This is a genomic window from Enterobacter cloacae complex sp. S2, assembly GCF_015159675.1.
Classification (GTDB): Bacteria; Pseudomonadota; Gammaproteobacteria; order Enterobacterales; family Enterobacteriaceae; genus Enterobacter; species Enterobacter intestinihominis.
On the sequence record NZ_JADDTS010000018.1, the window covers coordinates 121,991 to 145,030 of the forward strand.

A 23,040-nucleotide genomic window follows, 5' to 3' on the forward strand; every position below is an offset into this window, starting at 1 on the left:
GGCACAACGGAGAGAGAGATTATGTTTGAACCTATGGAATTAACCAACGACGCGGTGATTAAAGTCATCGGCGTCGGTGGCGGCGGCGGTAACGCCGTAGAGCACATGGTGCGCGAGCGCATCGAAGGTGTTGAATTCTTCGCGGTGAACACCGATGCGCAGGCGTTGCGTAAAACGGCTGTTGGCCAGACGATTCAGATCGGTGGTGGCATCACCAAAGGTCTGGGAGCAGGGGCTAACCCGGAAGTGGGCCGCAACGCGGCTGAAGAAGATCGTGAAGCGCTGCGCGCTGCACTGGACGGTGCAGACATGGTCTTCATCGCAGCGGGTATGGGCGGCGGTACAGGTACCGGTGCAGCACCCGTTGTGGCGGAAGTCGCTAAAGATTTAGGTATTCTGACCGTTGCTGTCGTGACCAAGCCTTTCAACTTCGAAGGTAAGAAGCGTATGGCTTTCGCGGAGCAGGGTATCACCGAGCTGTCCAAGCACGTGGACTCTCTGATTACCATTCCGAACGACAAGCTGCTGAAAGTGCTGGGTCGCGGTATCTCTCTGCTGGACGCCTTTGGCGCGGCAAACGACGTGCTGAAAGGCGCGGTTCAGGGTATTGCTGAACTGATTACCCGTCCTGGCCTGATGAACGTTGACTTTGCAGACGTTCGCACCGTGATGTCCGAGATGGGCTACGCGATGATGGGCTCTGGCGTGGCGAGCGGTGAAGACCGTGCGGAAGAAGCCGCTGAAATGGCGATCTCTTCTCCACTGCTGGAAGATATCGATCTGTCTGGCGCGCGCGGCGTGCTGGTCAACATTACCGCTGGCTTTGACCTGCGTCTGGATGAGTTCGAAACCGTGGGTAACACCATCCGTGCATTCGCCTCTGACAACGCGACCGTTGTTATCGGTACGTCCCTTGACCCGGAAATGAACGACGAACTGCGTGTGACTGTTGTGGCCACCGGTATCGGTATGGACAAGCGTCCTGAGATCACCCTCGTGACCAACAAACAGACTCAGCAGCCGGTGATGGATCGTTACCAGCAGCACGGTATGTCGCCTCTGACTCAGGAGCAAAAACCGGCTGCGAAAGTGGTGAACGACCCGACTCCACAAACGGCAAAAGAGCCAGATTATCTGGATATCCCGGCGTTCCTGCGTAAGCAAGCTGACTAAGAATTGGCTGGAATTTGGGGATTTGCGCTCTTTGTGCTAAACTGGCCCACCGTTAGTGATATACACTCTCGGTTGGATAGTTAATTTGGCGAGATTATACGATGATCAAACAAAGGACACTTAAACGTATCGTTCAGGCGACGGGTGTCGGTTTACATACCGGCAAGAAAGTCACACTGACGTTACGCCCTGCGCCGGCCAATACCGGGGTCATCTATCGTCGCACCGACTTGAATCCACCGGTAGATTTTCCGGCCGATGCCAAATCTGTGCGTGATACTATGCTCTGTACTTGTCTGGTGAACGAGCATGACGTGCGGATTTCTACCGTAGAGCACCTGAACGCCGCCCTGGCGGGTCTGGGTATCGACAACATTATGGTTGAAGTCGATGCGCCAGAAATCCCGATCATGGACGGGAGTGCTGCTCCGTTCGTTTATTTGTTGCTGGATGCCGGCATCGAAGAACTGAACTGCGCGAAGAAATTTGTTCGCATTAAAGAGACCGTTCGCGTCGAAGATGGCGACAAATGGGCTGAATTCAAACCGTACAATGGTTTCTCGTTGGACTTCACCATCGATTTTAACCATCCGGCGATTGACTCCAGCACCCAGCGCTATGCGATGAACTTCTCTGCGGATGCGTTCATGCGTCAGATCAGCCGAGCACGTACCTTCGGCTTTATGCGTGATATCGAATATCTGCAATCCCGCGGCCTGTGCCTGGGCGGCAGCTTCGATTGTGCCATCGTTGTTGACGATTATCGCGTACTGAACGAAGACGGCCTGCGTTTTGAAGATGAATTTGTCCGTCACAAAATGCTGGACGCGATCGGCGACCTCTTCATGTGTGGTCACAACATCATTGGTGCCTTTACCGCGTTTAAATCCGGTCATGCACTGAACAACAAACTGTTGCAGGCCGTCCTGGCAAAACAGGAAGCCTGGGAATATGTGACCTTCGAAGACGAAGCTGAACTGCCGCTGGCGTTCAAAGCCCCGACTATGGTCCTGGCGTAACGGTTAAAGCCGTTTCGTAAGAAAAGCGACTGGTTCACCTGGTACTCTCTCCGACCAGGGAAGCCAGTCGTTTTTATTTCTGCCCTTTCTGGATTTGTCTCTCTCACCCCTGGCCTGTGTTGGGTGCCAAATAACGGTGTGTTCGCTGCATTAATGACCGTTTTTACCTGCTGCAAGGTGTCATTCCTGCTGTCGTGTATTGGCTTTAGTGGTAATATCTGGGCGCTAAAAAAGAATAACTGAACTCAGCCTGCACTGGCGGGCGAACGTGGTGGAGCAAGTGAGCGGAATACTGACGCGCTGGCGACAATTTGGCAGACGTTACTTCTGGCCGCATCTCTTATTGGGGATGGTCGCGGCGAGTCTCGGCTTGCCTGTGCTCAGCAACAGCGCAGACGCGGCAACCCCAGCACGTTCCACGACGACCAAGCACGATCTCACCACGCGGGTTAACTTCACTAATCTCGCATGGCTTGAAGCCAGCCGTCGTCCCAATTTCTCCGTTGATTACTGGCAGCAACACGCGATTCGCACGGTTATTCGCCATCTGTCGTTCGCGATGGCGCCGCAGACGATGCCTGTTGCTGAAGAAACGCTGCCGGTCCAGGCTCAGCACCTTGCTCTGCTCGATACGCTCAATGCGCTTCTGACGCAGGACAACCAGCCGCCTGTGACCGTGAGTCAGACGGCGCAAACTGCTTTTGTTTCCCCCGCATCCTTCTCTGTTTCGACCTGGATTAGCCAGGTTCACGGCATCCGTGCCGGGCCTCAACGCCTCAGCTAAATTAACCCTTTTTCAATACCTTAATTTATCTGCCCGACTGGGGCGTTTGAGAATTTAACATGCTAATCAAATTATTAACCAAAGTTTTTGGTAGTCGTAACGATCGTACCCTGCGCCGCATGCGCAAAGCTGTGAACGTCATCAACGGTATGGAACCGGCGATGGAGAAGCTCTCTGATGATGAACTGAAAGCAAAAACCGCGGAGTTCCGTGCGCGTCTGGAGAAAGGCGAAACCTTAGAAAGCCTGATCCCGGAAGCCTTTGCCGTAGTACGTGAGGCCAGTAAACGCGTGTTCGGCATGCGTCACTTCGACGTGCAGCTGCTGGGCGGGATGGTGCTCAACGAGCGCTGCATCGCGGAAATGCGTACCGGTGAAGGTAAAACCCTGACTGCAACGCTGCCGGCTTACCTGAATGCGCTGACGGGTAAGGGCGTTCACGTTGTTACCGTCAACGACTATCTGGCGCAACGCGACGCCGAAAATAACCGTCCACTGTTCGAATTCCTCGGCATGACCGTGGGCATTAACATGTCCGGCCTGCCGGCACCTGCGAAGCGTGAAGCCTACAACGCGGACATCACCTACGGCACCAACAACGAATACGGCTTCGACTACCTGCGTGACAACATGGCGTTCAGCCCTGAAGAGCGCGTCCAGCGTAAACTGCACTATGCGCTGGTGGATGAGGTTGACTCCATTCTGATCGATGAAGCGCGTACCCCGCTGATCATCTCCGGCCCGGCCGAAGACAGCTCCGAGATGTACCGTAAAGTCGACAAAATCATTCCACACCTGCTGCGTCAGGAGAAAGAAGACTCCGATACTTTCCAGGGTGAAGGTCACTTCTCCGTGGATGAAAAAGCGCGTCAGGTCAACCTGACCGAACGCGGCCTGGTGAAAATCGAAGAGCTGCTGGTGGCTGAAGGCATTATGGAAGAGGGCGAGTCTCTGTACTCCCCGAGCAACATCATGCTGATGCACCACGTAACGGCTGCACTGCGCGCGCACGCCCTGTTCACCCGCGACGTTGACTATATCGTTAAAGACGGTGAAGTCATCATCGTCGATGAACACACCGGTCGTACCATGCAGGGACGTCGCTGGTCCGATGGTCTGCACCAGGCCGTGGAAGCGAAAGAAGGCGTGGATATTCAGAACGAAAACCAGACGCTGGCGTCTATCACCTTCCAGAACTACTTCCGTCTGTACGAGAAGCTGGCGGGGATGACCGGTACCGCAGATACCGAAGCGTTTGAGTTTAGCTCCATCTATAAGCTGGATACCGTGGTAGTACCAACCAACCGTCCAATGATCCGTAAGGATATGCCGGACCTGGTGTACATGACCGAAGCGGAAAAAATCCAGGCGATCATCGAAGATATTCGCGATCGTACCGCGAAGGGCCAGCCGGTTCTGGTGGGGACCATCTCCATCGAGAAATCTGAAGTGGTGTCTAACGAGCTGACCAAGGCGGGCATCAAGCACAACGTGCTGAACGCCAAGTTCCACGCTAAAGAAGCAGATATCGTTGCGCAGGCGGGTTACCCGGCTGCCGTAACCATCGCTACCAACATGGCGGGTCGTGGTACCGATATTATGCTCGGCGGTAGCTGGCAGGCCGAAGTGGCCGAGCTGGAAAACCCAACCCCGGAGCAAATCGCGCAGATCAAAGCCGACTGGCAGGTGCGTCACGACGCGGTGCTGGCATCCGGTGGTCTGCACATCATTGGTACCGAGCGTCATGAATCTCGTCGTATCGATAACCAGCTGCGCGGTCGTGCGGGCCGTCAGGGTGATGCCGGTTCTTCCCGTTTCTATCTGTCTATGGAAGATGCGCTGATGCGTATTTTTGCCTCTGACCGTGTGTCCGGCATGATGCGTAAACTGGGCATGAAACCTGGCGAAGCGATCGAGCACCCGTGGGTTACCAAAGCGATTGCCAACGCCCAGCGTAAAGTAGAAAGCCGCAACTTCGATATTCGTAAGCAGCTGCTGGAATATGATGACGTTGCCAACGACCAGCGTCGTGCGATTTATACCCAGCGTAACGAACTGCTGGACGTGTCCGACGTGAGCGAAACCATCAACAGCATTCGCGAAGATGTGTTCAAAGCCACTATCGACGCGCACATTCCACCGCAGTCTCTGGAAGAGATGTGGGATATCGAAGGCCTGCAGGAACGTCTGAAAAACGACTTCGACCTCGAACTGCCAATCAAAGAGTGGCTGGACAAAGAGCCTGAGCTGCACGAAGAGACCCTGCGCGAGCGTATCTACGAAACCGCGCTGGACGTCTACAAGCGTAAGGAAGAAGTGGTTGGCGCTGAGATGATGCGTCACTTCGAGAAAGGCGTAATGTTGCAGACCCTGGACTCCCTGTGGAAAGAGCACCTGGCGGCAATGGACTACCTGCGTCAGGGTATCCACCTGCGTGGTTATGCGCAGAAAGATCCGAAGCAGGAGTACAAGCGTGAATCCTTCTCCATGTTTGCTGCCATGCTGGAGTCGCTGAAGTATGAAGTCATCAGCACTCTGAGCAAAGTTCAGGTGCGTATGCCGGAAGAAGTGGAAGCGATGGAGCAGCAGCGTCGTGAAGAAGCTGAGCGTCTGGCACAGATGCAGCAGCTGAGTCATCAGACCGATGAGAGCGAAGCCGCAGCGGCAATCGCAGCGCAGACGGGCGATCGTAAAGTCGGTCGTAACGATCCGTGCCCATGCGGTTCCGGCAAAAAATACAAGGCGTGCCACGGCCGCCTGAGCTAAGAACATAACAAACCGAAAAGGCGCAGATATCTGCGCCTTTTTTATGGACGTGACATGATGAAAACACTGCAAATTGCTGTCGGGATCATTCGCAACCCGCAAAACCAGATCTTCATTACCCAACGTGCCGCCGATGCGCATATGGCCAACAAATGGGAATTCCCCGGCGGAAAAATCGAATCAGGTGAAACGCCGGAGCAGGCGCTGGTGCGTGAGCTTCAGGAAGAGGTGGGGATCACCCCGCATGGCGCAACGCTGTTCGATAAGCTGGAGTACCAGTTTCCGGACAGGCACATCACGCTGTGGTTCTGGCTGGTGGAAAACTGGGAAGGTGAGCCATGGGGAAAAGAGGGGCAGCCGGGTAACTGGATTGAGCTTCAGGCCAGCGATGCGGAAAAATTCCCGCCTGCCAATGAGCCTGTGATCCTCCGGCTGGTCGCACAACCGTAGGCCTGCTAAGCGAAGCGCCAGCAGGCTTTAAATGTTACTGCTGGTTTTCGCTCCAGTCATCGCTATCCGAGAGATCGCCTTCGCTCGGAATGCGTTTCTCTTCCGCCGCCCATTCGCCCAGGTCTATAAGTTGACAGCGTTTGCAGCAGAATGGGCGAAATGGACTCACTTCTCCCCAGACGACAGTTTTCCCACAGGTTGGGCAGTTTACGGTGGTTACGTCAGACATCGGCACTCCTTAACAACAGGCCAGTTCAAAATCGAGGCGTTCCGGCACGGTGCCATGCTCACTGTCCAGCGGCATAAAGCGGATCGCGAAACGGCTTTTATGTCCGGAAATTTGCGGGTAAAGCTGCTCGCCAAGAGAGAGATTCAAACGCAGAAGATCGGCGTCGTCGCCGTTATCCTGATAAAAACCGTTGAGACTGGTCTGCTTGCGGAACGGGGCAGAGTTACGCACAAGATCGAGGATCAGGGATAACGTTTGATTCATCGGCTCCAGACTGCCCATCCAGCTGTTCACCTGGCGATCGCGCTGTTCCTGCGGCATGTGCAGCCACATATGCAGCGTTGGAAGGTCAAAGCTACAGCAACCGCCCGGTATGCTCAGACGCTGACGCACCAGCGCAATCAGACGGTCCTCGCGTAAAAATTGTCCAACGCGCGGCGCGGCCATCAGCGTCGCGCTGCTGTTTTTTAGCTGCTGGCGTAAAGCGTCAATTCGACTTTGATCTACGCCCGGTACTTCGGCCCAGGCCTGTAATTTACGCTGCTGGCGCTCCAGCTCTTTCAACAGCTCAGTGCGGACATCGCCGCGTTCAATCACATCCAGCAGATCGCCCACGTTGCGGAAAAAATGCAGCGCGGTGGCATGATCGTTGACGGGCAGATGTTGTGAAAGTTGTTGAATAAGAAATTCTATGCGTAGCCAGGTACGCATTTTTTCGTTAAGCGGATGCTCAAAAAGGATATGAGTCGACATTATGGTTTTTCCTGTGCAACGGCCTGCGTGGCGAAGGTCAGATACTTCGCGTGCAGACGAGCAACATCCGATGCAATGGCATCTGGTGCGCCGTTATTATCAATAACATCATCCGCAACGGCGAGGCGCGCTTCGCGCGTGGCCTGTGCGGCAAGAATTTGTTCAGCATGCTCGCGTGAAACATGGTCACGCGCCATGGTTCTCTGGATTTGCGTTTCGCGGGAAACGTCAATCACCAGCGTTCTGTCCGCCTTATTCTGTAGATGATTTTCCACCAGTAACGGGATCACCCACAACACATAGGGCGAACTGGCTGCGGCAATCTGACGCTGAGTTTCATGGTGGATAATGGGGTGGAGCAGGGCATTAAGCCAGGCTTTTTCCGCCGGATCGGAAAATATGCACTCACGCAGCTGCCGACGATTCAGGGTGCCGTCAGCCTGTATCACACGGCGACCAAAATGCGCTTCGATGGCGTTTAAGGCGGGTGTATTGGGTTCTACCACCTGACGGGCAATGATATCGGCGTCGATAATCGTGATGCCGAGACGAGCAAACGCGTGCGCAACGGTGCTTTTACCACTACCGATGCCGCCGGTTAATGCGACGATATACCCCATTAAATCAGATCCTGGGAATTATTCAGTTTTAAAATCAGTTGCTTAAAATTCAAACTTACAACAGCCAATGTTTAGCTCTCTTTACCCGCTTTTTACCAGGTAAATTTATAGGATTGTAGCGTAAAAAAAGAGAATTTCGCAGTCTTGCGGAGCAGGTATTAGTGCGTATGATAGCGTCACTGGAGTTGTGCTTTTAATATATTTGCCTCTAACCCCAGGAATCCGCACATGCGTATTGAAGAAGATCTGAAGTTAGGTTTCAAAGACGTTCTTATCCGCCCTAAACGCTCTACACTGAAAAGTCGCTCAGACGTTGAACTCGAACGTCAATTCACCTTTAAGCATTCCGGTCAGACGTGGTCTGGCGTGCCGATTATCGCGGCCAATATGGACACCGTCGGGACCTTCGAGATGGCGACCGCGCTGGCGCAATTCGACATCCTTACTGCGGTACATAAACACTACAGCCCTGAGGAGTGGAATGCGTTTGTCGCCTCAGCCTCGGCTGACGTGGTGAAGCATGTGATGGTCTCGACCGGTACGTCTGATGCAGATTTCGAGAAAACCAAACAGATCCTGAACGCCAATCCGGCGCTGAATTTTGTCTGCATTGACGTGGCAAATGGTTATTCCGAGCATTTCGTCCAGTTCGTCAGCAAGGCGCGTGAAGCCTGGCCAACCAAAACCATCATCGCGGGCAACGTGGTGACCGGTGAAATGTGTGAAGAGCTGATCCTCTCCGGGGCCGACATTGTGAAAGTGGGCATTGGCCCGGGCTCCGTTTGCACCACGCGCGTGAAAACCGGTGTGGGTTATCCGCAGCTGTCTGCGGTAATTGAATGCGCTGACGCCGCGCACGGTCTGGGCGGCCAGATCATCAGCGACGGTGGCTGCACCATGCCAGGCGATGTGGCGAAAGCCTTCGGCGGCGGCGCGGACTTCGTGATGCTCGGCGGCATGCTGGCCGGCCACGAAGAGAGCGGCGGTACCGTGGTGGAAGAGAACGGTGAGAAATTCATGCTGTTCTACGGAATGAGCTCTGAATCTGCGATGACCCGTCACGTGGGTGGTGTCGCGAAATACCGTGCGGCGGAAGGTAAAACCGTGAAGCTGCCACTGCGCGGCCCGGTCGAAAACACGGCGCGCGATATCCTCGGCGGTCTGCGTTCTGCCTGCACCTACGTGGGGGCTTCCCGCCTGAAAGAGCTGACTAAACGCACGACGTTTATCCGCGTTCAGGAGCAGGAAAACCGCGTATTTAATAGCCTCTGACGGCTACGGCTGGCGCGCGTCCGTGCGCCAGCATTACCCCGCGCTCATTGCATCCCCCAGATGGAAAATTGGCAGATACATCGCCACCACCAGCGTGCCAATAATCAGACCTGTCACGACCAGTAGCAAAGGCTCAAGAAGCGCCGCCAGATTGTCTGCCTGCTGAAATGTCTGTTCCGTATGATGGCGGGCCAGATTCATCAGCATCACATCCAGTGAACCCGACACTTCTCCGGTGCGAATGAGCTGAATACACAGTGGCGTAAAAACAGAGGCCTTCTGGAAGGAGGACCACACGGGCATCCCCTGTTCGATATCGCTGCGTATCTCACGGAGTTTCTCCTGCCAGTAGCCACTCTCAACGGTTTCCTCCACACTCTCCACTCCTTGTAAAAAGGCAATCCCGGCCTGCTGGGTTAATGACAGCACTGTAAAAATTTGCCCCAGTTTTTGCCCACGCATCAGCGTGCCCATCACCGGTACGTGTAATAAGACATACTGCCAGCGCGGATGCCGCCGCAGCTTACAGGCGATGACAACCATTGCCACGAGCAGGGCCAAAAGGGTGAGGATATGCGCCTGAACCAGCGCCGCCAGCCCCATGACTGCCTGCGTGAGCAAAGGGAGCGGGGTGTTGAATGTTTTGTAGATTGCAGCAAACTCAGGCAAAACCAGCGTTACCATCGCCAGCACCACGAAAACGGCCAGCGTCAGGATGATCAGCGGATAGCGCAGCGCTTTCTTCACCTTTGCACTGAGCTGCTGCTGGGATTTTTGCTGCAGCGCAAGCTGACGGCAGCAGGCTTCGAGCTTACCCGTCAGCTCACCCGTCTTCACCATCGAGACATAAAGGGGGCTAAACACCTCTGGCCATTTCTTCATGGCCTCTGACAGGGCGCAACCTTCGCTCAGGTCATCAGCAAGACTGTGCAGCAGCGCCTGCCAGTGCTTCAAAGGATGCTGTTCCGCCAGCATGTGCAGGCTTTGGGACAGCGTGAGTCCGGCCTGTAGCAGCGTGGCGAGCTGGCGAAAAATATCGTAGCAGTGCTGCACCTGCCATCGGTGTCGCTGCTGGCAGCGTTTTAGCGCCAGCGGGTGCAGCTGTTTAAGCACCAGAGCCGTGTAAGCTGCGTTACGGTCGATGGCCCAGAGGGTGCCGGTTTGCACCTCCCCCTCGGTGGTCAGGGCACGCCAGCGCCAGAGCGAATTAGCAGCCATCGGGCATTCCCAGGACGCGCAACAGCTCTTCGAGCGTGGTCAGCCCTTGCTCTACGGCCATGCAGCCGTGCTCAAACAAAGAGGTCATTCCCGCCTGACGAGCGCTGGATCCAATCACCTCCGTGCTTGCTCCGCTGGCGATGGCCTGCCGCAGCGTGTCGTCGATGACGAGCACTTCAAAAATGGCTACGCGACCATAAAAACCGTGGTAGCAGCGCTCGCAACCGGTGGGTTGCCAGCGAGGAAGCGGCCGGGGCCACAGCGTGCGAGGTAATTCGGTGTGGCGGCTGGCTTCCTGTCGGCAGTACGGGCATAAACGACGCACCAGCCGCTGGGCAATCACCATCGAGAGCGCCGAAGAGATCATCCAGCGCGCGACGCCCATCTGTTGCAGCCGTACCAGCGTTTCAGTCGTCGAATTAGTATGGAGGGTGGACAGCACCAGATGCCCGGTTTGCGCCGCCTTAATGGCAATTTCTGCCGTTTCGCCGTCACGAATTTCACCCACCATAATGATGTCAGGATCCTGCCTGAGCAGGGCACGCAGCACGCTCTGGAAGGTCAGCCCCGCGCGCGGATTAATCTGCGTCTGGTTTAAGCCTGCAAGCGGGATTTCAACGGGATCTTCCACGCTGCAAATATTAACGTCAGGGGTATTTCGCGCCTGTAACGCGCTGTACAGCGTCACCGTTTTCCCGCTACCGGTCGGGCCGGTGACCAGAATCAACCCCTGAGGGCTGTTAAGCGCCCCGGCAAAACGGGCCTGCTGGTCTGCACTCATCCCCAGCAGTTCAAGCTCCAGTGCCTGCTGCACCTGGTGAAGCAGACGAAGCACGATTTTTTCTCCACCGCTACAGGGAAGGGTTGCGATACGAAAAGAGACGGGGACGCTTGCCAGCTCCACCGTAAACTGACCGTCCTGCGGCAGGCGGCGCTCCGCAATATCCAGTTGGCCCAGCACCTTCAGGCGTGCGGCAAGCGTCGTACCGAGGGCGGCGGAAACCGGCGGTTGCGGGTAGAGAACACCGTCGATTCGCAAACGGATCTGGTAGCCGTGCTCCGTCGGTTCAATATGGATGTCAGAAGCCCGCTGGTTCACTGCCTGCTGCAACGTTGTACTGAGCACGTCAGCGGCTGAGTTTGGCGCTATTCCCGGCAGGTGTGATGATGAGAGGGACTGAAGCCGTTTTTCCATCCGTTCGGCCGTCCAGCACTCAATATCAATACGTTTCTGCGTGGCGAAGCGTAACGCTTCCATCAGCTCAGAGGCAGGATTACCCACCACCGCAATGCTGATCATCTCGGTGTCGCTTGCGAGTAGCAGTGCGTGATGGCGCTGACAGAGCGTCATAAGCTGTTCGGTGTTCATTGTCCACTCCTGTCAGTTGTTGTCGAAGCGGAAAACATCTTCACAGGCTTGTCTGAGCGCCGTGTCGGACGCAATGTTGCAGGCACGCGTCCAGCCCGTCATACCGTTACCGTCGCTCCAGATCGGTGTCATGAGCACTTCAAGTCCGTTAAGGCTTTCCTGCCCTGTTAACGATACGACCCCCTTCGCCACGCTCATCGCTGAAACGTAACGCGTGGTAGTCGGGGAGGGGATGCCATTGGTTCCTGCGTCGCAGCGATCCACACCACCACGATCCAGGGCGCAAAGCTCAATAGCGGTGCGGTAGGGGATGAACGTTTGCAGCATATCGGTGAGCGCTGCTTTTCGCAGGTAGTTCTGATAGGCCGGGATGCCAATCGCGCTCAGGATGGCAATAATGCCAATGACCACCATTAGCTCAATCAGGGTAAATCCTTGTTGTCTGTTCATATCTGCTCCTTACGTTAAGTGGCGCTACTGTGGCAGTGTCGGCGCGCAGAAACGAGGGGCAAAAGCGCGAACGTGAAAGGGCTTTCAGGGAAATGATTCAGTGTTGCAGAGAAGGACAGCGTAATTGCGAGCGGTTTCGTATTTCCCCTCTCCGGGCGGAGAGGGGAAGATCAGTTATTTGAAGCGCATCGAGAGGTCCAGGGCACGTACGTGCTTGGTCAGGGCGCCAACGGAGATATAATCGACGCCGGTTTCAGCAAATTCGCGGAGGGTGTCGAACGTCACGTTGCCGGACACCTCAAGCTGCGCCTGGCCGTTTGTGCGTTTGACCGCTTCACGCATCTTCTCCGTGTCGAAGTTATCGAGCATGATGATGTCAGCCCCCGCTTTAATGGCCTCGTCCAGCTCATCCAGCGTTTCCACTTCCACCTCAACCGGCACATCCGGATGCAGCCAGAAGGCTTTTTCCACGGCCTGACGTACCGAGCCAGAGGCAATAATGTGGTTCTCTTTGATCAGGAAGGCATCGGATAGCCCCAGACGATGGTTGGCGCCGCCACCGCAGAGCACGGCGTATTTCAGCGCGGTGCGCAGGCCCGGCAGGGTTTTACGGGTATCCAGTAGCTGCGTGCGGGTGCCTGCCAGCAGGTCAACGTAGCGGCGTACTTCACTGGCAACGCCAGAGAGCGTTTGCACAAAATTGAGCGCGGTGCGTTCACCGGTCAGCAAGACGCGGGACGGGCCGTCCAGCTCGAACAGTGGCTGATTTGCCGTGACCGCATCACCGTCCTCAACGTGCCATGTTACCTGCACCTCGTCGCCCGCCAGCTGGGTAAAGACCTCCTCAACCCAGCGTTTGCCGCAGAAAACCCCCGCTTCGCGGGTGATGACTACCGCGTGCGACCGTGTCTCTTTTGGCAACAATTGGGCGGTAATATCGTTATCGGCGCTGACGTCACCGCCGAGGTCTTCTCTCAGGGCATGGGCAACGCTTGCCGGGATATCACTATTAATACGTTCCAGAAGCGCGTCACGTCGGTGGTCGGGGTTATAGCGGCGAGGCGGCATGATAAAACTCCAAATTGGTAACGAATCATAATATTGAAACATGCTACTCTGAACCGAGTAACAGCACCATAGATAAGGAGTTCCAGCATGTTGTTAGAAAACGGATGGCTGGTGGACGCGCGACATGTACCGTCGCCGCACCACGATTGCCGCCCGGAGGATGAAAAGCCCACACTGCTGGTGGTTCACAACATAAGTCTCCCGCCAGGTGAGTTTGGCGGTCCGTGGATCGACGCGTTATTCACAGGAACGATAGATCCCGATGCTCATCCTTACTTTGCTGAGATTGCGCATTTGCGCGTATCGGCGCACTGCCTGATCCGCCGTGATGGCGAAGTGGTTCAGTATGTTCCTTTTGATAAGCGAGCCTGGCATGCCGGCGTGTCGATGTATCAGGGGCGCGAGCGGTGCAATGATTTCTCCATTGGAATTGAACTGGAAGGAACGGACACCACGCCTTACACCGATGCGCAATATCAGAAACTGGTTGCTGTGACGCAAACTTTAGTGGGGCTTTATCCCGCCATTGCAGACAATATTACGGGGCACAGCGACATCGCCCCCGAAAGAAAAACCGACCCCGGCCCGGCGTTTGACTGGTCCCGGTTTCACGCCATGCTTACCACGTCGTCAGATAAGGAGATAACATGACGTTGTTTACCATGCTGCTGGTTATGATCGCCGAACGCCTGTTTAAGCTCGGCGAGCACTGGCATCTGGATCATCGGCTGGAAGTGTTATTCCGCCGGATCAGGCATTTTTCCATGCTACGCACGCTGCTTATGACGGCAGGTATGATGGTGATTACGTTCCTGTTGCTACGCTCACTTTACGGCCTCTTTTTCAACGTGCCGCTGCTGGTGGTATGGATACTGCTGGGCGTGTTGTGTATTGGCGCGGGCAAGGTGCGTTTGCACTATCACGCGTATCTGAAAGCTGCTTCCCGGGATGATGTCCACGCGCGCGGCGCGATGGCGAGCGAGCTGACGATGATCCACGGCGTACCGCCGGACTGCGATGAACGCGAATTTCTGCGCGAGCTACAAAACGCGCTGCTGTGGATTAACTTCCGTTACTACCTGGCGCCGCTGTTCTGGTTTGTGGTGGGCGGTCCATGGGGACCAGTACTGCTGATGGGCTATGCTTTTCTGCGCGCCTGGCAGACCTGGCTTGCCCGCTACCTTACGCCGCATGAACGTCTCCAGTCCGGCATTGATGCCATTCTGCACGTGCTCGACTGGCTTCCGGTGCGACTGGTCGGCGTGGTCTATGCCCTCATCGGTCACGGTGAAAAGGCGTTGCCAGCGTGGTTTGCCTCCCTTGCAGACCGCCATACCGCGCAGTATCAGGTCTTAACCCGACTGGCTCAATTCTCGCTGGCTCGCGAGCCGCACACGAACAAAGTCGAAACGCCTAAAGCTGCCGTCTCGATGGCGAAAAAAACGTCGTTTGTGGTGGTGGTGATTGTGGCGTTGCTGACGATTTACGGCACGCTGGTCTGACCCAGCGCGCCGAAGCCGTTACAGCGTATCCGCAGGCGGGATGCCGAAATCAGGCATCCCGTTGTCGTCCCAGCGGACGAGCTTCAGGCGAGTGTGGCGATTCGGATCGTAAAGCGGATCGCCTTCAATTTCAGTGTAGTTTCGCGCGTGGTAGACCAGCACATCGTCGCCTTCCGGCGTCTGCGTAAAGCTGTTATGGCCTGGTCCATACTGACGGTTTTCGTAGCTGGTGACGAACACCGGGCGCGGGGATTTATGCCAGTTAGTCGGGTTTTGCGGATCGGCATCTACGTCTATCCACAGTAATCCCATGCAGTAATTCTCGTCGGTGGCGCTGGCGGAATAGCTGATAAATAGCTTATCGCCATGGAACAGCACCGCCGGGCCTTCGTTGACCCAGAATCCGCGGCACTCCCAGTCATATTCCGGTTTACTGAGCATCACCGGCTCGCCTTTCAGCGTCCACGAATTTTCCATTTCACACAGGTAAAGATTGGAGTTACCGGAAATGTCCGGGGCTTTTTGCGCCCACAGATACCAGCGTTTGCCCTGATGCACAAAGGTAGTGGCATCCAGCGCGAAGGTGTCAAACGGGGTTTTGATTTGCCCTTTTTCCACCCATGTACCGGTGAGCGGATCGCGATCTGCGCATTCAATGGCGAACATGCGATGCTGGAACATCCCGAGTTCGTCGAGCGCTTGGGTATGTGTGGCGGCAAAGTAGATGTACCACTTGCCGTCGATATGATGCAGTTCCGGTGCCCAGATCAGCTGGCTCATCGGGCCGGTGTCGGGCTTGCGCCAGACAACTACCTCTTCGGCATTGCCTAAATCTTCCAGCGAGTCCGCGCGGCGGATCGCCAGCCGGTCATACTCCGGCACGGAGGCGATAAAGTAATATTGTCCTTCGTGGCGCAGGATATACGGGTCGGCGCGTTGTTCAATAAACGGGTTTGGCCAGGTTTGCATTCGGCTTTCCTTATTTAGTCTCAGCGGCTTTAAATTCCTGATAGTCGCTCAGTTCACGATAGTTGGTGCGACGCTTCTCCAGATCGGACTGGATTTGCTTCATGGTCTCACGGTCCACTTTCAGCAGACGTACAACGCCCGCGGTAATTAAATATCCAGTGCCAGGAATGACGGTAAAGAGCAGCACAATGCCGTTGATGGCATCCGCGCTCTGCGCTTTTGCGCCCGCGTCATAACCGTACCAGGAGAGCAGGAAGCCAACCATCGCCCCGGCAATCGCCAGACCCAGCTTCAGGAAGAAGATGTTGCCGGAGAAGCTTATCCCGGTGATACGTTTCCCGGTTTTCCATTCACCGTAGTCGTCCACGTCGGCCATCAGTGACCAGTGCAGAGGGGATGGGATCTGGTGCAGGATATTCAGCAGGACGTAAAGCACAACAATGGTTGTCGTCGCTTTCGGGTCGAAGAAGTAGAAGGCGCAGGAGAAAATCGCCAGCGCGATGTTGGTCCAGAAGAAGACCTTCAGCTTGCACCAGCGGTCGGTCAGCACTTTCGCCAGCATACTGCCGAACATCATGCCGACAACGCCCAGGCTGATAAACAGCGTGGCGAAATGGGTGCTTTGCCCCATTACCCAGGTGACGTAATACATGGTGGCCGCCATGCGGATAAAGCCCGGGCAGACGTTGCAGAGCGTCAGAAGCAGAATGCGCACCCACTGGTCATTCTTCCACACATCCTTCAGGTCGTTTTTCAGTTCGTCGTGGGTTTGTACCGCCGGGCGAACGCGCTCGCGCACCGTGGCGAAGCAGAACAGGAACATGCAGGTACCAATCAGCGCCAGCACGGTCATCGCCATCTGGTAGCCTTTGGCTTTGTTATCCCCACCGAACCAGTCAGCCATTGGCAGGAGCGTAAGCGACAGCAGCAGCGTGGCGATACCGACCATAACAAAACGATAGGACTGGCAGGCTACGCGCTCTTTTGGGTCGTTGGTGATCACGCCACCGAGCGAGCAGTACGGAATGTTGATGGCGGTATAGGTCAGCGACAGCAGGAAGTAGGTGACAAATGCATAGATAACTTTGCTGTTATAGCTCCACTCTGGGGTGGTGAACATCAGGATGCTGAACAGCGCATAGGGGAAGGCAATCCACAGTAGCCATGGACGAAATCGGCCATATTTGCTGCGGGTGCGGTCGGCAATCGCGCCCATGATTGGGTCCGTTACGGCGTCAATCACGCGAACGGACAGCAGCAGTACTCCAACCAGCGCAGGCGCCAGACCAAAAATATCCGTATAAAAATAGTTAACAAATAACATGATGGCGCCAAAGATAATGTTGCATCCGGCGTCACCCATGCCATAGCCGATCTTTTCTTTTACTGACAGTTTGTTGTTATCCATCGACAGATCTCCGGGTTTCGGTATGGAGAGAATTATTCGCTGGCAAACGGATATATGCGTTGCAATATAAGGGCGGTGATATGGAGGATTTTGCTGTTGGCGTGAATTTGTGAGGAAGGTAACAAGACGCTGTACCCGCAACTGCGGGTACAGCGAGAAAACACTTAGTGCGCTTTCACCGTTTTGGCGTTTTTCTGTTTCACCATATAGCCCACGCCGAGGATCGCAATCCACACCGGGATGAGGTAGACGGAAATCGCCATGCCTGGCGTGATGAGCATGATGATCAGCACGGCCGCCATGAACAGCAGGCAAACCCAGTTCCCCAGCGGATAGAGCAGGGCAGGGAAGCGCGTGGTTACGCCCTGCTGCTGCTTGGCGCGGCGGAACTTGATGTGCGCGAGGCTAATCATCGCCCAGTTGATCACCAGCGCGGAAACCACCAACGCCATCAGCAGGCCGAAGGCCGATTCCGGTGCCAGGTAGTTAATCAGAACGCAAAGCGCCGTCACGACCGCCGACACGATAATGGTGTTAACCGGTACGCCACGTTTATCAACGGTAAGCAGCGCTTTCGGTGCGTTGCCCTGTTGCGCCAGGCCGAACAGCATACGGCTGTTGCAGTAAACGCAGCTGTTATAAACAGAGAGCGCGGCGGTCAGCACTACGACGTTGAGCGCGTTCGCCACGAAGGTGTCGCCCAGCTCGTGGAAGATCAGCACAAACGGGCTGGTATCCGCCGTGACGCGTGTCCATGGCAGCAGGGAGAGCAGGACCGCCAGGGAGCCCACGTAGAAGATCAGAATACGGTAGATAACCTGATTTGTGGCTTTCGGGATGCTCTGCTCCGGGTTGTCGGCTTCCGCGGCGGTGATGCCCACCAGCTCCAGACCGCCGAAGGAGAACATAATGATCGCCATCATCATTACCAGGCCGGTCATGCCGTGCGGCAGGAACCCGCCCTGTTCCCAGAGGTTGCGCACGGTTGCCTGCGGGCCACCGTTGCCGCTGAAGAGCAGCCAGCCGCCAAAAATGATCATCGCTACAACGGCAATTACTTTGATAATGGCGAACCAGAACTCCATTTCCCCAAACACTTTCACGTTGGTCAGGTTAATGGCGTTGATCAGCACGAAGAAGACTGCCGCAGACGCCCAGGTGGGGATCTCCGGGTACCAGAATTGAATGTATTTACCGACGGCGGTGAGTTCCGCCATAGCAACCAGCACGTAAAGAACCCAGTAGTTCCATCCAGAGGCGAAGCCCGCAAAGCTGCCCCAGTATTTGTAGGCAAAGTGGCTAAAAGAGCCTGCAACCGGCTCCTCAACGACCATTTCCCCTAACTGGCGCATAATCAAAAACGCAATGAAACCTGCAATCGCGTAACCCAGAATGATGCCCGGACCGGCCGACTGGATAACGGACGCACTGCCCAGAAACAGGCCAGTACCAATAGCACCGCCCAGGGCGATGAGCTGAATATGGCGGTTTTTAAGGCCGCGCTTTAGCTGATCGCCATGCTGTTGAGCTTCCATTTGAAACCTCGTGTGTGGTTGTTATGTTCACGCTGTGCGTGTGTAATTATGAAAGTCCATATTCTGTATTTATTTCTTTACGGTTAACGATACCGAAAAAAGCGGAGATGGCTTCCGTTACCGCCAGAATAGTGGTAAGTGCCAGCGAATGCACCTGCTTTATGAAGGGATGATGACGACTTGAATAAAAAGAAACCAATTGTAAATCGGTACGTTAACCCCTCATACCCCAACCTATAGAATAGAAATGCGTCATAAGTGGACGAATTTTCATATTTTGCCTTGTTGAATCGCTTCAGATTGCAAAATCCCTCGTTTAAATATGGTTAAAACTGCCCCTTTGGGAGTAACCATTTCATTTGTGCAAAGTTACATTCCTGAAACGTTAGTTCTGTAAGGTTGTTAAAATGTGCCGGGTTTCCTGATTTCAATCAAAACCAATATGGACAGAAGGTGAATACTTTGTTACTTTAGCGATACGAACATGAAATTGGTAAGACCAATTGACTCCGGGCAAAAAGGCGTAAGACAGGGAATATGGCCTACAGCAAAATTCGCCAACCAAAACTTTCCGATGTGATTGAGCAGCAGCTGGAGTTTTTGATTCTCGAAGGGACACTGCGCCCGGGCGAGAAACTCCCGCCAGAACGCGAGCTGGCAAAACAGTTCGACGTTTCACGCCCCTCTCTGCGTGAGGCGATTCAACGTCTCGAAGCAAAGGGCCTGTTGCTCCGTCGTCAGGGTGGCGGAACCTTTGTGCAAAACAGCCTGTGGCAGAGCTTCAGCGACCCGCTGGTAGAACTTCTCTCTGACCACCCAGAATCCCAGTTTGATCTGCTTGAGACCCGTCACGCGCTGGAAGGTATCGCGGCCTATTACGCCGCCCTTCGCAGCACTGATGAAGACCGCGTACGTATTCGCGAGCTGCATCAGGCCATTGAACGGGCACAGCAGTCCGGCGACTTAGACGCCGAATCCAGCGCCGTTGTCCAGTATCAAATTGCCGTCACCGAAGCAGCGCACAACGTGGTGCTCCTCCATCTGCTACGCTGCATGGAGCCCATGCTGGCCCAGAACGTTCGTCAGAATTTTGAATTGTTGTATGCCCGTCGGGAGATGCTCCCGCTGGTAAGCAACCATCGCACCCGAGTATTCGAGGCGATAATGGCCGGGGAACCGGAGCAGGCGCGTGAAGCGTCGCACCGCCATCTGGCTTTCATTGAGGAAATCTTGCTGGACCGCAGCCGTGAACAATCGCGTCGCGAGCGTTCATTGCGCCGCATACAGCAACGAAAGGATTAAGCGCCAGGTACTTTTAGAGCGCGGCAACTAAACGCAGAACCTGTCTTATTGTGTTCTTAACCGAGAGCACAATGGGACAGGTTCCAGACAAATCAACGTATTAGATAGATAAGGAATACCCCCATGTCAGAACGTCTCCAAAATGACGTGGATCCGATCGAAACTCGCGACTGGCTACAGGCGATCGAATCGGTCATCCGTGAAGAAGGTGTTGAGCGTGCTCAGTATCTGATTGATCAGCTGCTTTCAGAAGCGCGCAAAGGCGGCGTGAAAGTGGCTTCAGGTGCAGGGGCTAGCAACTACGTAAACACGATTGCCGTCGAAGACGAACCGGAATACCCGGGCAATCTGGATCTGGAACGCCGTATCCGTTCTGCTATCCGCTGGAACGCTATCATGACCGTTCTGCGCGCATCCAAGAAAGATCTGGAACTGGGTGGCCACATGGCGTCCTTCCAGTCCTCTGCGACCGTTTACGAAGTGTGCTTCAACCACTTCTTCCGTGCAGCCAACGAGAAAGACGGCGGCGATCTGGTGTACTTCCAGGGCCACATCTCTCCGGGCATCTATGCACGTGCCTTCCTGGAAGGTCGTCTGACTGAAGAGCAGATGAACAACTTCCGTCAGGAAGTTCACGGTAAGGGTCTGTCTTCTTATCCGCACCCTAAACTGATGCCTGAGTTCTGGCAGTTCCCGACCGTATCTATGGGTCTGGGCCCAATTGGTGCAATCTATCAGGCTAAATTCCTGAAGTACCTGGAACACCGTGGTCTGAAAGACACCTCTGAGCAGACCGTTTACGCCTTCCTGGGCGACGGTGAAATGGATGAGCCAGAATCTAAAGGCGCGATCACCATCGCGACCCGTGAGAAGCTGGACAACCTGTGCTTCATCATCAACTGTAACCTGCAACGTCTGGATGGTCCGGTAACCGGTAACGGCAAGATCATTAACGAACTGGAAGGCATCTTCGCGGGTGCAGGCTGGAACGTGATCAAAGTCATGTGGGGCGGTCGTTGGGATGAGCTGCTGCGTAAAGACACCAGCGGTAAACTGATCCAGCTGATGAACGAAACCGTTGACGGCGACTACCAGACCTTCAAATCCAAAGACGGTGCCTACGTTCGTGAGCACTTCTTCGGCAAATATCCTGAAACCGCAGCCCTGGTTGCAGACTGGACTGACGAGCAGATCTGGGCGCTGAACCGCGGTGGTCACGATCCGAAGAAAGTTTACGCTGCACTGAAAAAAGCGCAGGAAACCAAAGGTAAAGCGACTGTGATCCTGGCCCACACCATCAAAGGTTACGGCATGGGTGATACCGCAGAAGGTAAAAACATCGCTCACCAGGTTAAGAAAATGAACATGGACGGCGTGCGTTATATCCGCGACCGTTTCAACGTTCCAGTGACCGATGAGCAGGTAGAAAACCTGTCTTACATCACCTTCCCGGAAGGGTCTGAAGAGCACAAGTACCTGCACGAACGTCGTCAGGCGCTGAAAGGCTACCTGCCTGCTCGTCAGCCTAACTTCACCGAGAAGCTGGAACTGCCAGCCCTGGAAGACTTCTCTCAGCTGCTGGAAGAGCAGAACAAAGAGATCTCTACCACTATCGCTTTCGTTCGTGCCCTGAACGTGATGCTGAAGAACAAGTCAATCAAAGATCGTCTGGTTCCAATCATCGCCGACGAAGCGCGTACTTTCGGTATGGAAGGTCTGTTCCGTCAGATCGGTATCTACAGCCCGAACGGCCAGCAGTACACCCCGCAGGACCGTGAGCAGGTTGCATACTACAAAGAAGACGAGAAAGGTCAGATCCTTCAGGAAGGTATCAACGAACTGGGTGCAGGCGCATCCTGGCTGGCTGCTGCGACCTCTTACAGCACCAACAACCTGCCGATGATCCCGTTCTACATCTACTACTCCATGTTCGGGTTCCAGCGTATCGGTGATCTGTGCTGGCAGGCAGGCGACCAGCAGGCTCGCGGCTTCCTGATCGGTGGTACTTCTGGTCGTACGACCCTGAACGGTGAAGGTCTGCAGCACGAAGATGGTCACAGCCACATTCAGTCTCTGACTATCCCTAACTGTATCTCTTACGACCCGTCTTACGCGTACGAAGTGGCAGTCATCATGCATGACGGTCTGCAGCGCATGTACGGTGAAGCGCAAGAGAACGTTTACTACTACATCACCACCCTGAACGAAAACTACCACATGCCGGCAATGCCAGCAGGTGCCGAGGAAGGTATCCGTAAAGGTATCTACAAACTCGAAACCATCGAAGGTAGCAAAGGTAAAGTTCAGCTGCTGGGCTCCGGTTCTATCCTGCGTCACGTTCGTGAAGCAGCGCAGATCCTGGCGAAAGACTACGGTGTGGGTTCCGATGTGTACTCTGTGACCTCCTTCACTGAACTGGCGCGTGATGGCCAGGATTGTGAGCGCTGGAACATGCTGCACCCAATGGAAACCCCACGCGTTCCGTACATCGCTCAGGTGATGAACGACGCGCCAGCGGTGGCGTCTACTGACTATATGAAACTGTTCGCTGAGCAGGTTCGTACTTACGTTCCAGCTGATGATTATCGCGTACTGGGTACTGACGGCTTCGGTCGTTCTGACAGCCGCGAAAACCTGCGTCACCACTTCGAAGTTGATGCTTCCTACGTGGTAGTAGCAGCACTGGGCGAACTGGCTAAACGTGGCGAAATCGATAAGAAAGTGGTTGCAGACGCAATCACCAAATTCAACATCGATGCAGATAAAGTTAACCCGCGTCTGGCGTAAGAGGTAAAAGAATAATGGCTATCGAAATCAATGTACCGGACATCGGGGCTGATGAAGTTGAAATCACCGAGATCCTGGTCAAAGTAGGCGACAAAGTTGAAGCTGAACAGTCGCTGATCACCGTAGAAGGCGACAAAGCCTCTATGGAAGTCCCGTCTCCTCAGGCTGGCATCGTTAAAGAGATCAAAGTCTCTGTTGGCGATAAAACCGAGACTGGCAAACTGATCATGATTTTCGATTCCGCCGACGGTGCAGCAGCTGCTGCACCTGCGCAGGAAGAGAAGAAAGAAGCCGCTCCTGCTGCTGCTCCAGCAGCGGCCGCGGCAGCGAAAGAAGTAAATGTGCCTGACATCGGCGGTGACGAAGT

21 protein-coding genes are annotated in these 23,040 nt (G+C 54.9%); 11 read left to right on the forward strand and 10 right to left on the reverse strand.

What is annotated here, in order from left to right; translation table 11 throughout:
- The first annotated feature begins 21 nt into the window (after positions 1-21).
- The 5 genes from ftsZ to mutT all read left to right on the forward strand — a co-directional run bounded on the left by ftsZ (position 22) and on the right by mutT (position 6,191).
- Positions 22-1,173: a cell division protein FtsZ gene (ftsZ, locus tag IPZ49_RS10020; protein WP_022647048.1), complete on the forward strand. Its 1,152-nt coding sequence runs from the start codon at positions 22-24 to the stop codon at positions 1,171-1,173.
- Positions 1,174-1,274: 101 nt separating this feature from the next.
- Entirely contained in the window at positions 1,275-2,192 is a 918-nt protein-coding gene (gene lpxC, locus IPZ49_RS10025) for a UDP-3-O-acyl-N-acetylglucosamine deacetylase (protein ID WP_003856337.1), read from the forward strand.
- 280 nt (positions 2,193-2,472) lie between these two features.
- Positions 2,473-2,976 carry a secA translation cis-regulator SecM gene (secM, locus tag IPZ49_RS10030; RefSeq protein ID WP_032677334.1) on the forward strand — a complete coding sequence of 168 codons (504 nt, stop codon included), beginning with the start codon at positions 2,473-2,475 and terminating at the stop codon, positions 2,974-2,976.
- A gap of 59 nt (positions 2,977-3,035) precedes the next feature.
- On the forward strand, positions 3,036-5,741 hold the full coding sequence (gene secA, locus IPZ49_RS10035; protein WP_022647050.1) for a preprotein translocase subunit SecA: 2,706 nt from the start codon (positions 3,036-3,038) through the stop codon (positions 5,739-5,741).
- Positions 5,742-5,798: 57 nt separating this feature from the next.
- Entirely contained in the window at positions 5,799-6,191 is a 393-nt protein-coding gene (gene mutT, locus IPZ49_RS10040) for an 8-oxo-dGTP diphosphatase MutT (RefSeq protein WP_032625594.1), read from the forward strand.
- A 34-nt stretch (positions 6,192-6,225) separates the two neighbouring features.
- Here mutT and yacG read toward each other — a convergent pair whose 3' ends face one another.
- From yacG to coaE, 3 genes are read right to left on the reverse strand one after another with little or no spacing between them, the layout of a single operon-like run.
- Positions 6,226-6,420 carry a DNA gyrase inhibitor YacG gene (gene yacG, locus IPZ49_RS10045; RefSeq protein WP_003856332.1) on the reverse strand — a complete coding sequence of 65 codons (195 nt, stop codon included), beginning with the start codon at positions 6,418-6,420 and terminating at the stop codon, positions 6,226-6,228.
- Between the two features lie 9 nt (positions 6,421-6,429).
- On the reverse strand, positions 6,430-7,173 hold the full coding sequence (gene zapD, locus IPZ49_RS10050; RefSeq protein WP_063146424.1) for a cell division protein ZapD: 744 nt from the start codon (positions 7,171-7,173) through the stop codon (positions 6,430-6,432).
- Positions 7,173-7,793, reverse strand: a complete 621-nt coding sequence (gene coaE / locus IPZ49_RS10055; protein ID WP_063146425.1) for a dephospho-CoA kinase — start codon at positions 7,791-7,793, stop codon at positions 7,173-7,175. The genes zapD and coaE overlap by 1 nt, the downstream gene beginning before the upstream one ends.
- A 228-nt stretch (positions 7,794-8,021) precedes the next feature.
- On the opposite strand from coaE, the gene IPZ49_RS10060 reads away from it, so the two are divergent.
- Positions 8,022-9,065 (forward strand): GMP reductase, encoded by a 1,044-nt coding sequence (locus IPZ49_RS10060; protein WP_022647054.1) that lies wholly within the window; start codon positions 8,022-8,024, stop codon positions 9,063-9,065.
- 33 nt (positions 9,066-9,098) lie between these two features.
- Here IPZ49_RS10060 and hofC read toward each other — a convergent pair whose 3' ends face one another.
- The 4 genes from hofC to nadC form a co-directional block, all read right to left on the reverse strand.
- Positions 9,099-10,283 (reverse strand): protein transport protein HofC, encoded by a 1,185-nt coding sequence (hofC, locus tag IPZ49_RS10065; protein WP_063146426.1) that lies wholly within the window; start codon positions 10,281-10,283, stop codon positions 9,099-9,101.
- Entirely contained in the window at positions 10,273-11,652 is a 1,380-nt protein-coding gene (gspE, locus tag IPZ49_RS10070) for a type II secretion system protein GspE (RefSeq protein WP_063146427.1), read from the reverse strand. The genes hofC and gspE overlap by 11 nt, the downstream gene beginning before the upstream one ends.
- 12 nt (positions 11,653-11,664) lie before the next feature.
- Complete coding sequence (ppdD, locus tag IPZ49_RS10075) at positions 11,665-12,102, reverse strand: prepilin peptidase-dependent pilin (protein ID WP_023299332.1); 438 nt, start codon at positions 12,100-12,102, stop codon at positions 11,665-11,667.
- Positions 12,103-12,276: 174 nt separating this feature from the next.
- Positions 12,277-13,170 carry a carboxylating nicotinate-nucleotide diphosphorylase gene (nadC, locus tag IPZ49_RS10080; RefSeq protein WP_063146428.1) on the reverse strand — a complete coding sequence of 298 codons (894 nt, stop codon included), beginning with the start codon at positions 13,168-13,170 and terminating at the stop codon, positions 12,277-12,279.
- Positions 13,171-13,257: 87 nt separating this feature from the next.
- On the opposite strand from nadC, the gene ampD reads away from it, so the two are divergent.
- Entirely contained in the window at positions 13,258-13,821 is a 564-nt protein-coding gene (gene ampD / locus IPZ49_RS10085) for a 1,6-anhydro-N-acetylmuramyl-L-alanine amidase AmpD (RefSeq protein ID WP_022647059.1), read from the forward strand.
- Positions 13,818-14,672, forward strand: a complete 855-nt coding sequence (gene ampE / locus IPZ49_RS10090; RefSeq protein WP_063146429.1) for a beta-lactamase regulator AmpE — start codon at positions 13,818-13,820, stop codon at positions 14,670-14,672. The genes ampD and ampE overlap by 4 nt, the downstream gene beginning before the upstream one ends.
- Before the next feature lie 18 nt (positions 14,673-14,690).
- Here ampE and IPZ49_RS10095 read toward each other — a convergent pair whose 3' ends face one another.
- The 3 genes from IPZ49_RS10095 to aroP all read right to left on the reverse strand — a co-directional run bounded on the left by IPZ49_RS10095 (position 14,691) and on the right by aroP (position 18,584).
- Positions 14,691-15,641, reverse strand: a complete 951-nt coding sequence (locus IPZ49_RS10095; RefSeq protein WP_063146430.1) for a family 43 glycosylhydrolase — start codon at positions 15,639-15,641, stop codon at positions 14,691-14,693.
- Positions 15,642-15,651: 10 nt separating this feature from the next.
- The gene (locus IPZ49_RS10100; RefSeq protein ID WP_063146431.1) at positions 15,652-17,049 is read right to left on the reverse strand and encodes a glycoside-pentoside-hexuronide (GPH):cation symporter; all 1,398 of its coding nucleotides are present in this window, start codon (positions 17,047-17,049) and stop codon (positions 15,652-15,654) included.
- 164 nt (positions 17,050-17,213) lie between these two features.
- Positions 17,214-18,584, reverse strand: a complete 1,371-nt coding sequence (gene aroP / locus IPZ49_RS10105) for an aromatic amino acid transporter AroP (protein ID WP_022647063.1) — start codon at positions 18,582-18,584, stop codon at positions 17,214-17,216.
- Positions 18,585-19,121: 537 nt separating this feature from the next.
- Here aroP and pdhR point away from each other — a divergent pair.
- The 3 genes from pdhR to IPZ49_RS10120 all read left to right on the forward strand — a co-directional run.
- A complete protein-coding gene (pdhR, locus tag IPZ49_RS10110) occupies positions 19,122-19,886 on the forward strand; it encodes a pyruvate dehydrogenase complex transcriptional repressor PdhR (protein WP_006173806.1) in 765 nt (254 codons plus the stop codon).
- A 123-nt stretch (positions 19,887-20,009) separates the two neighbouring features.
- A complete protein-coding gene (gene aceE / locus IPZ49_RS10115; RefSeq protein WP_022647064.1) occupies positions 20,010-22,673 on the forward strand; it encodes a pyruvate dehydrogenase (acetyl-transferring), homodimeric type in 2,664 nt (887 codons plus the stop codon).
- A gap of 14 nt (positions 22,674-22,687) precedes the next feature.
- Positions 22,688-23,040, forward strand: a 353-nt coding sequence (locus IPZ49_RS10120) for a biotin/lipoyl-containing protein (RefSeq protein WP_305038893.1), incomplete at its 3' end; no start/stop codon positions are given.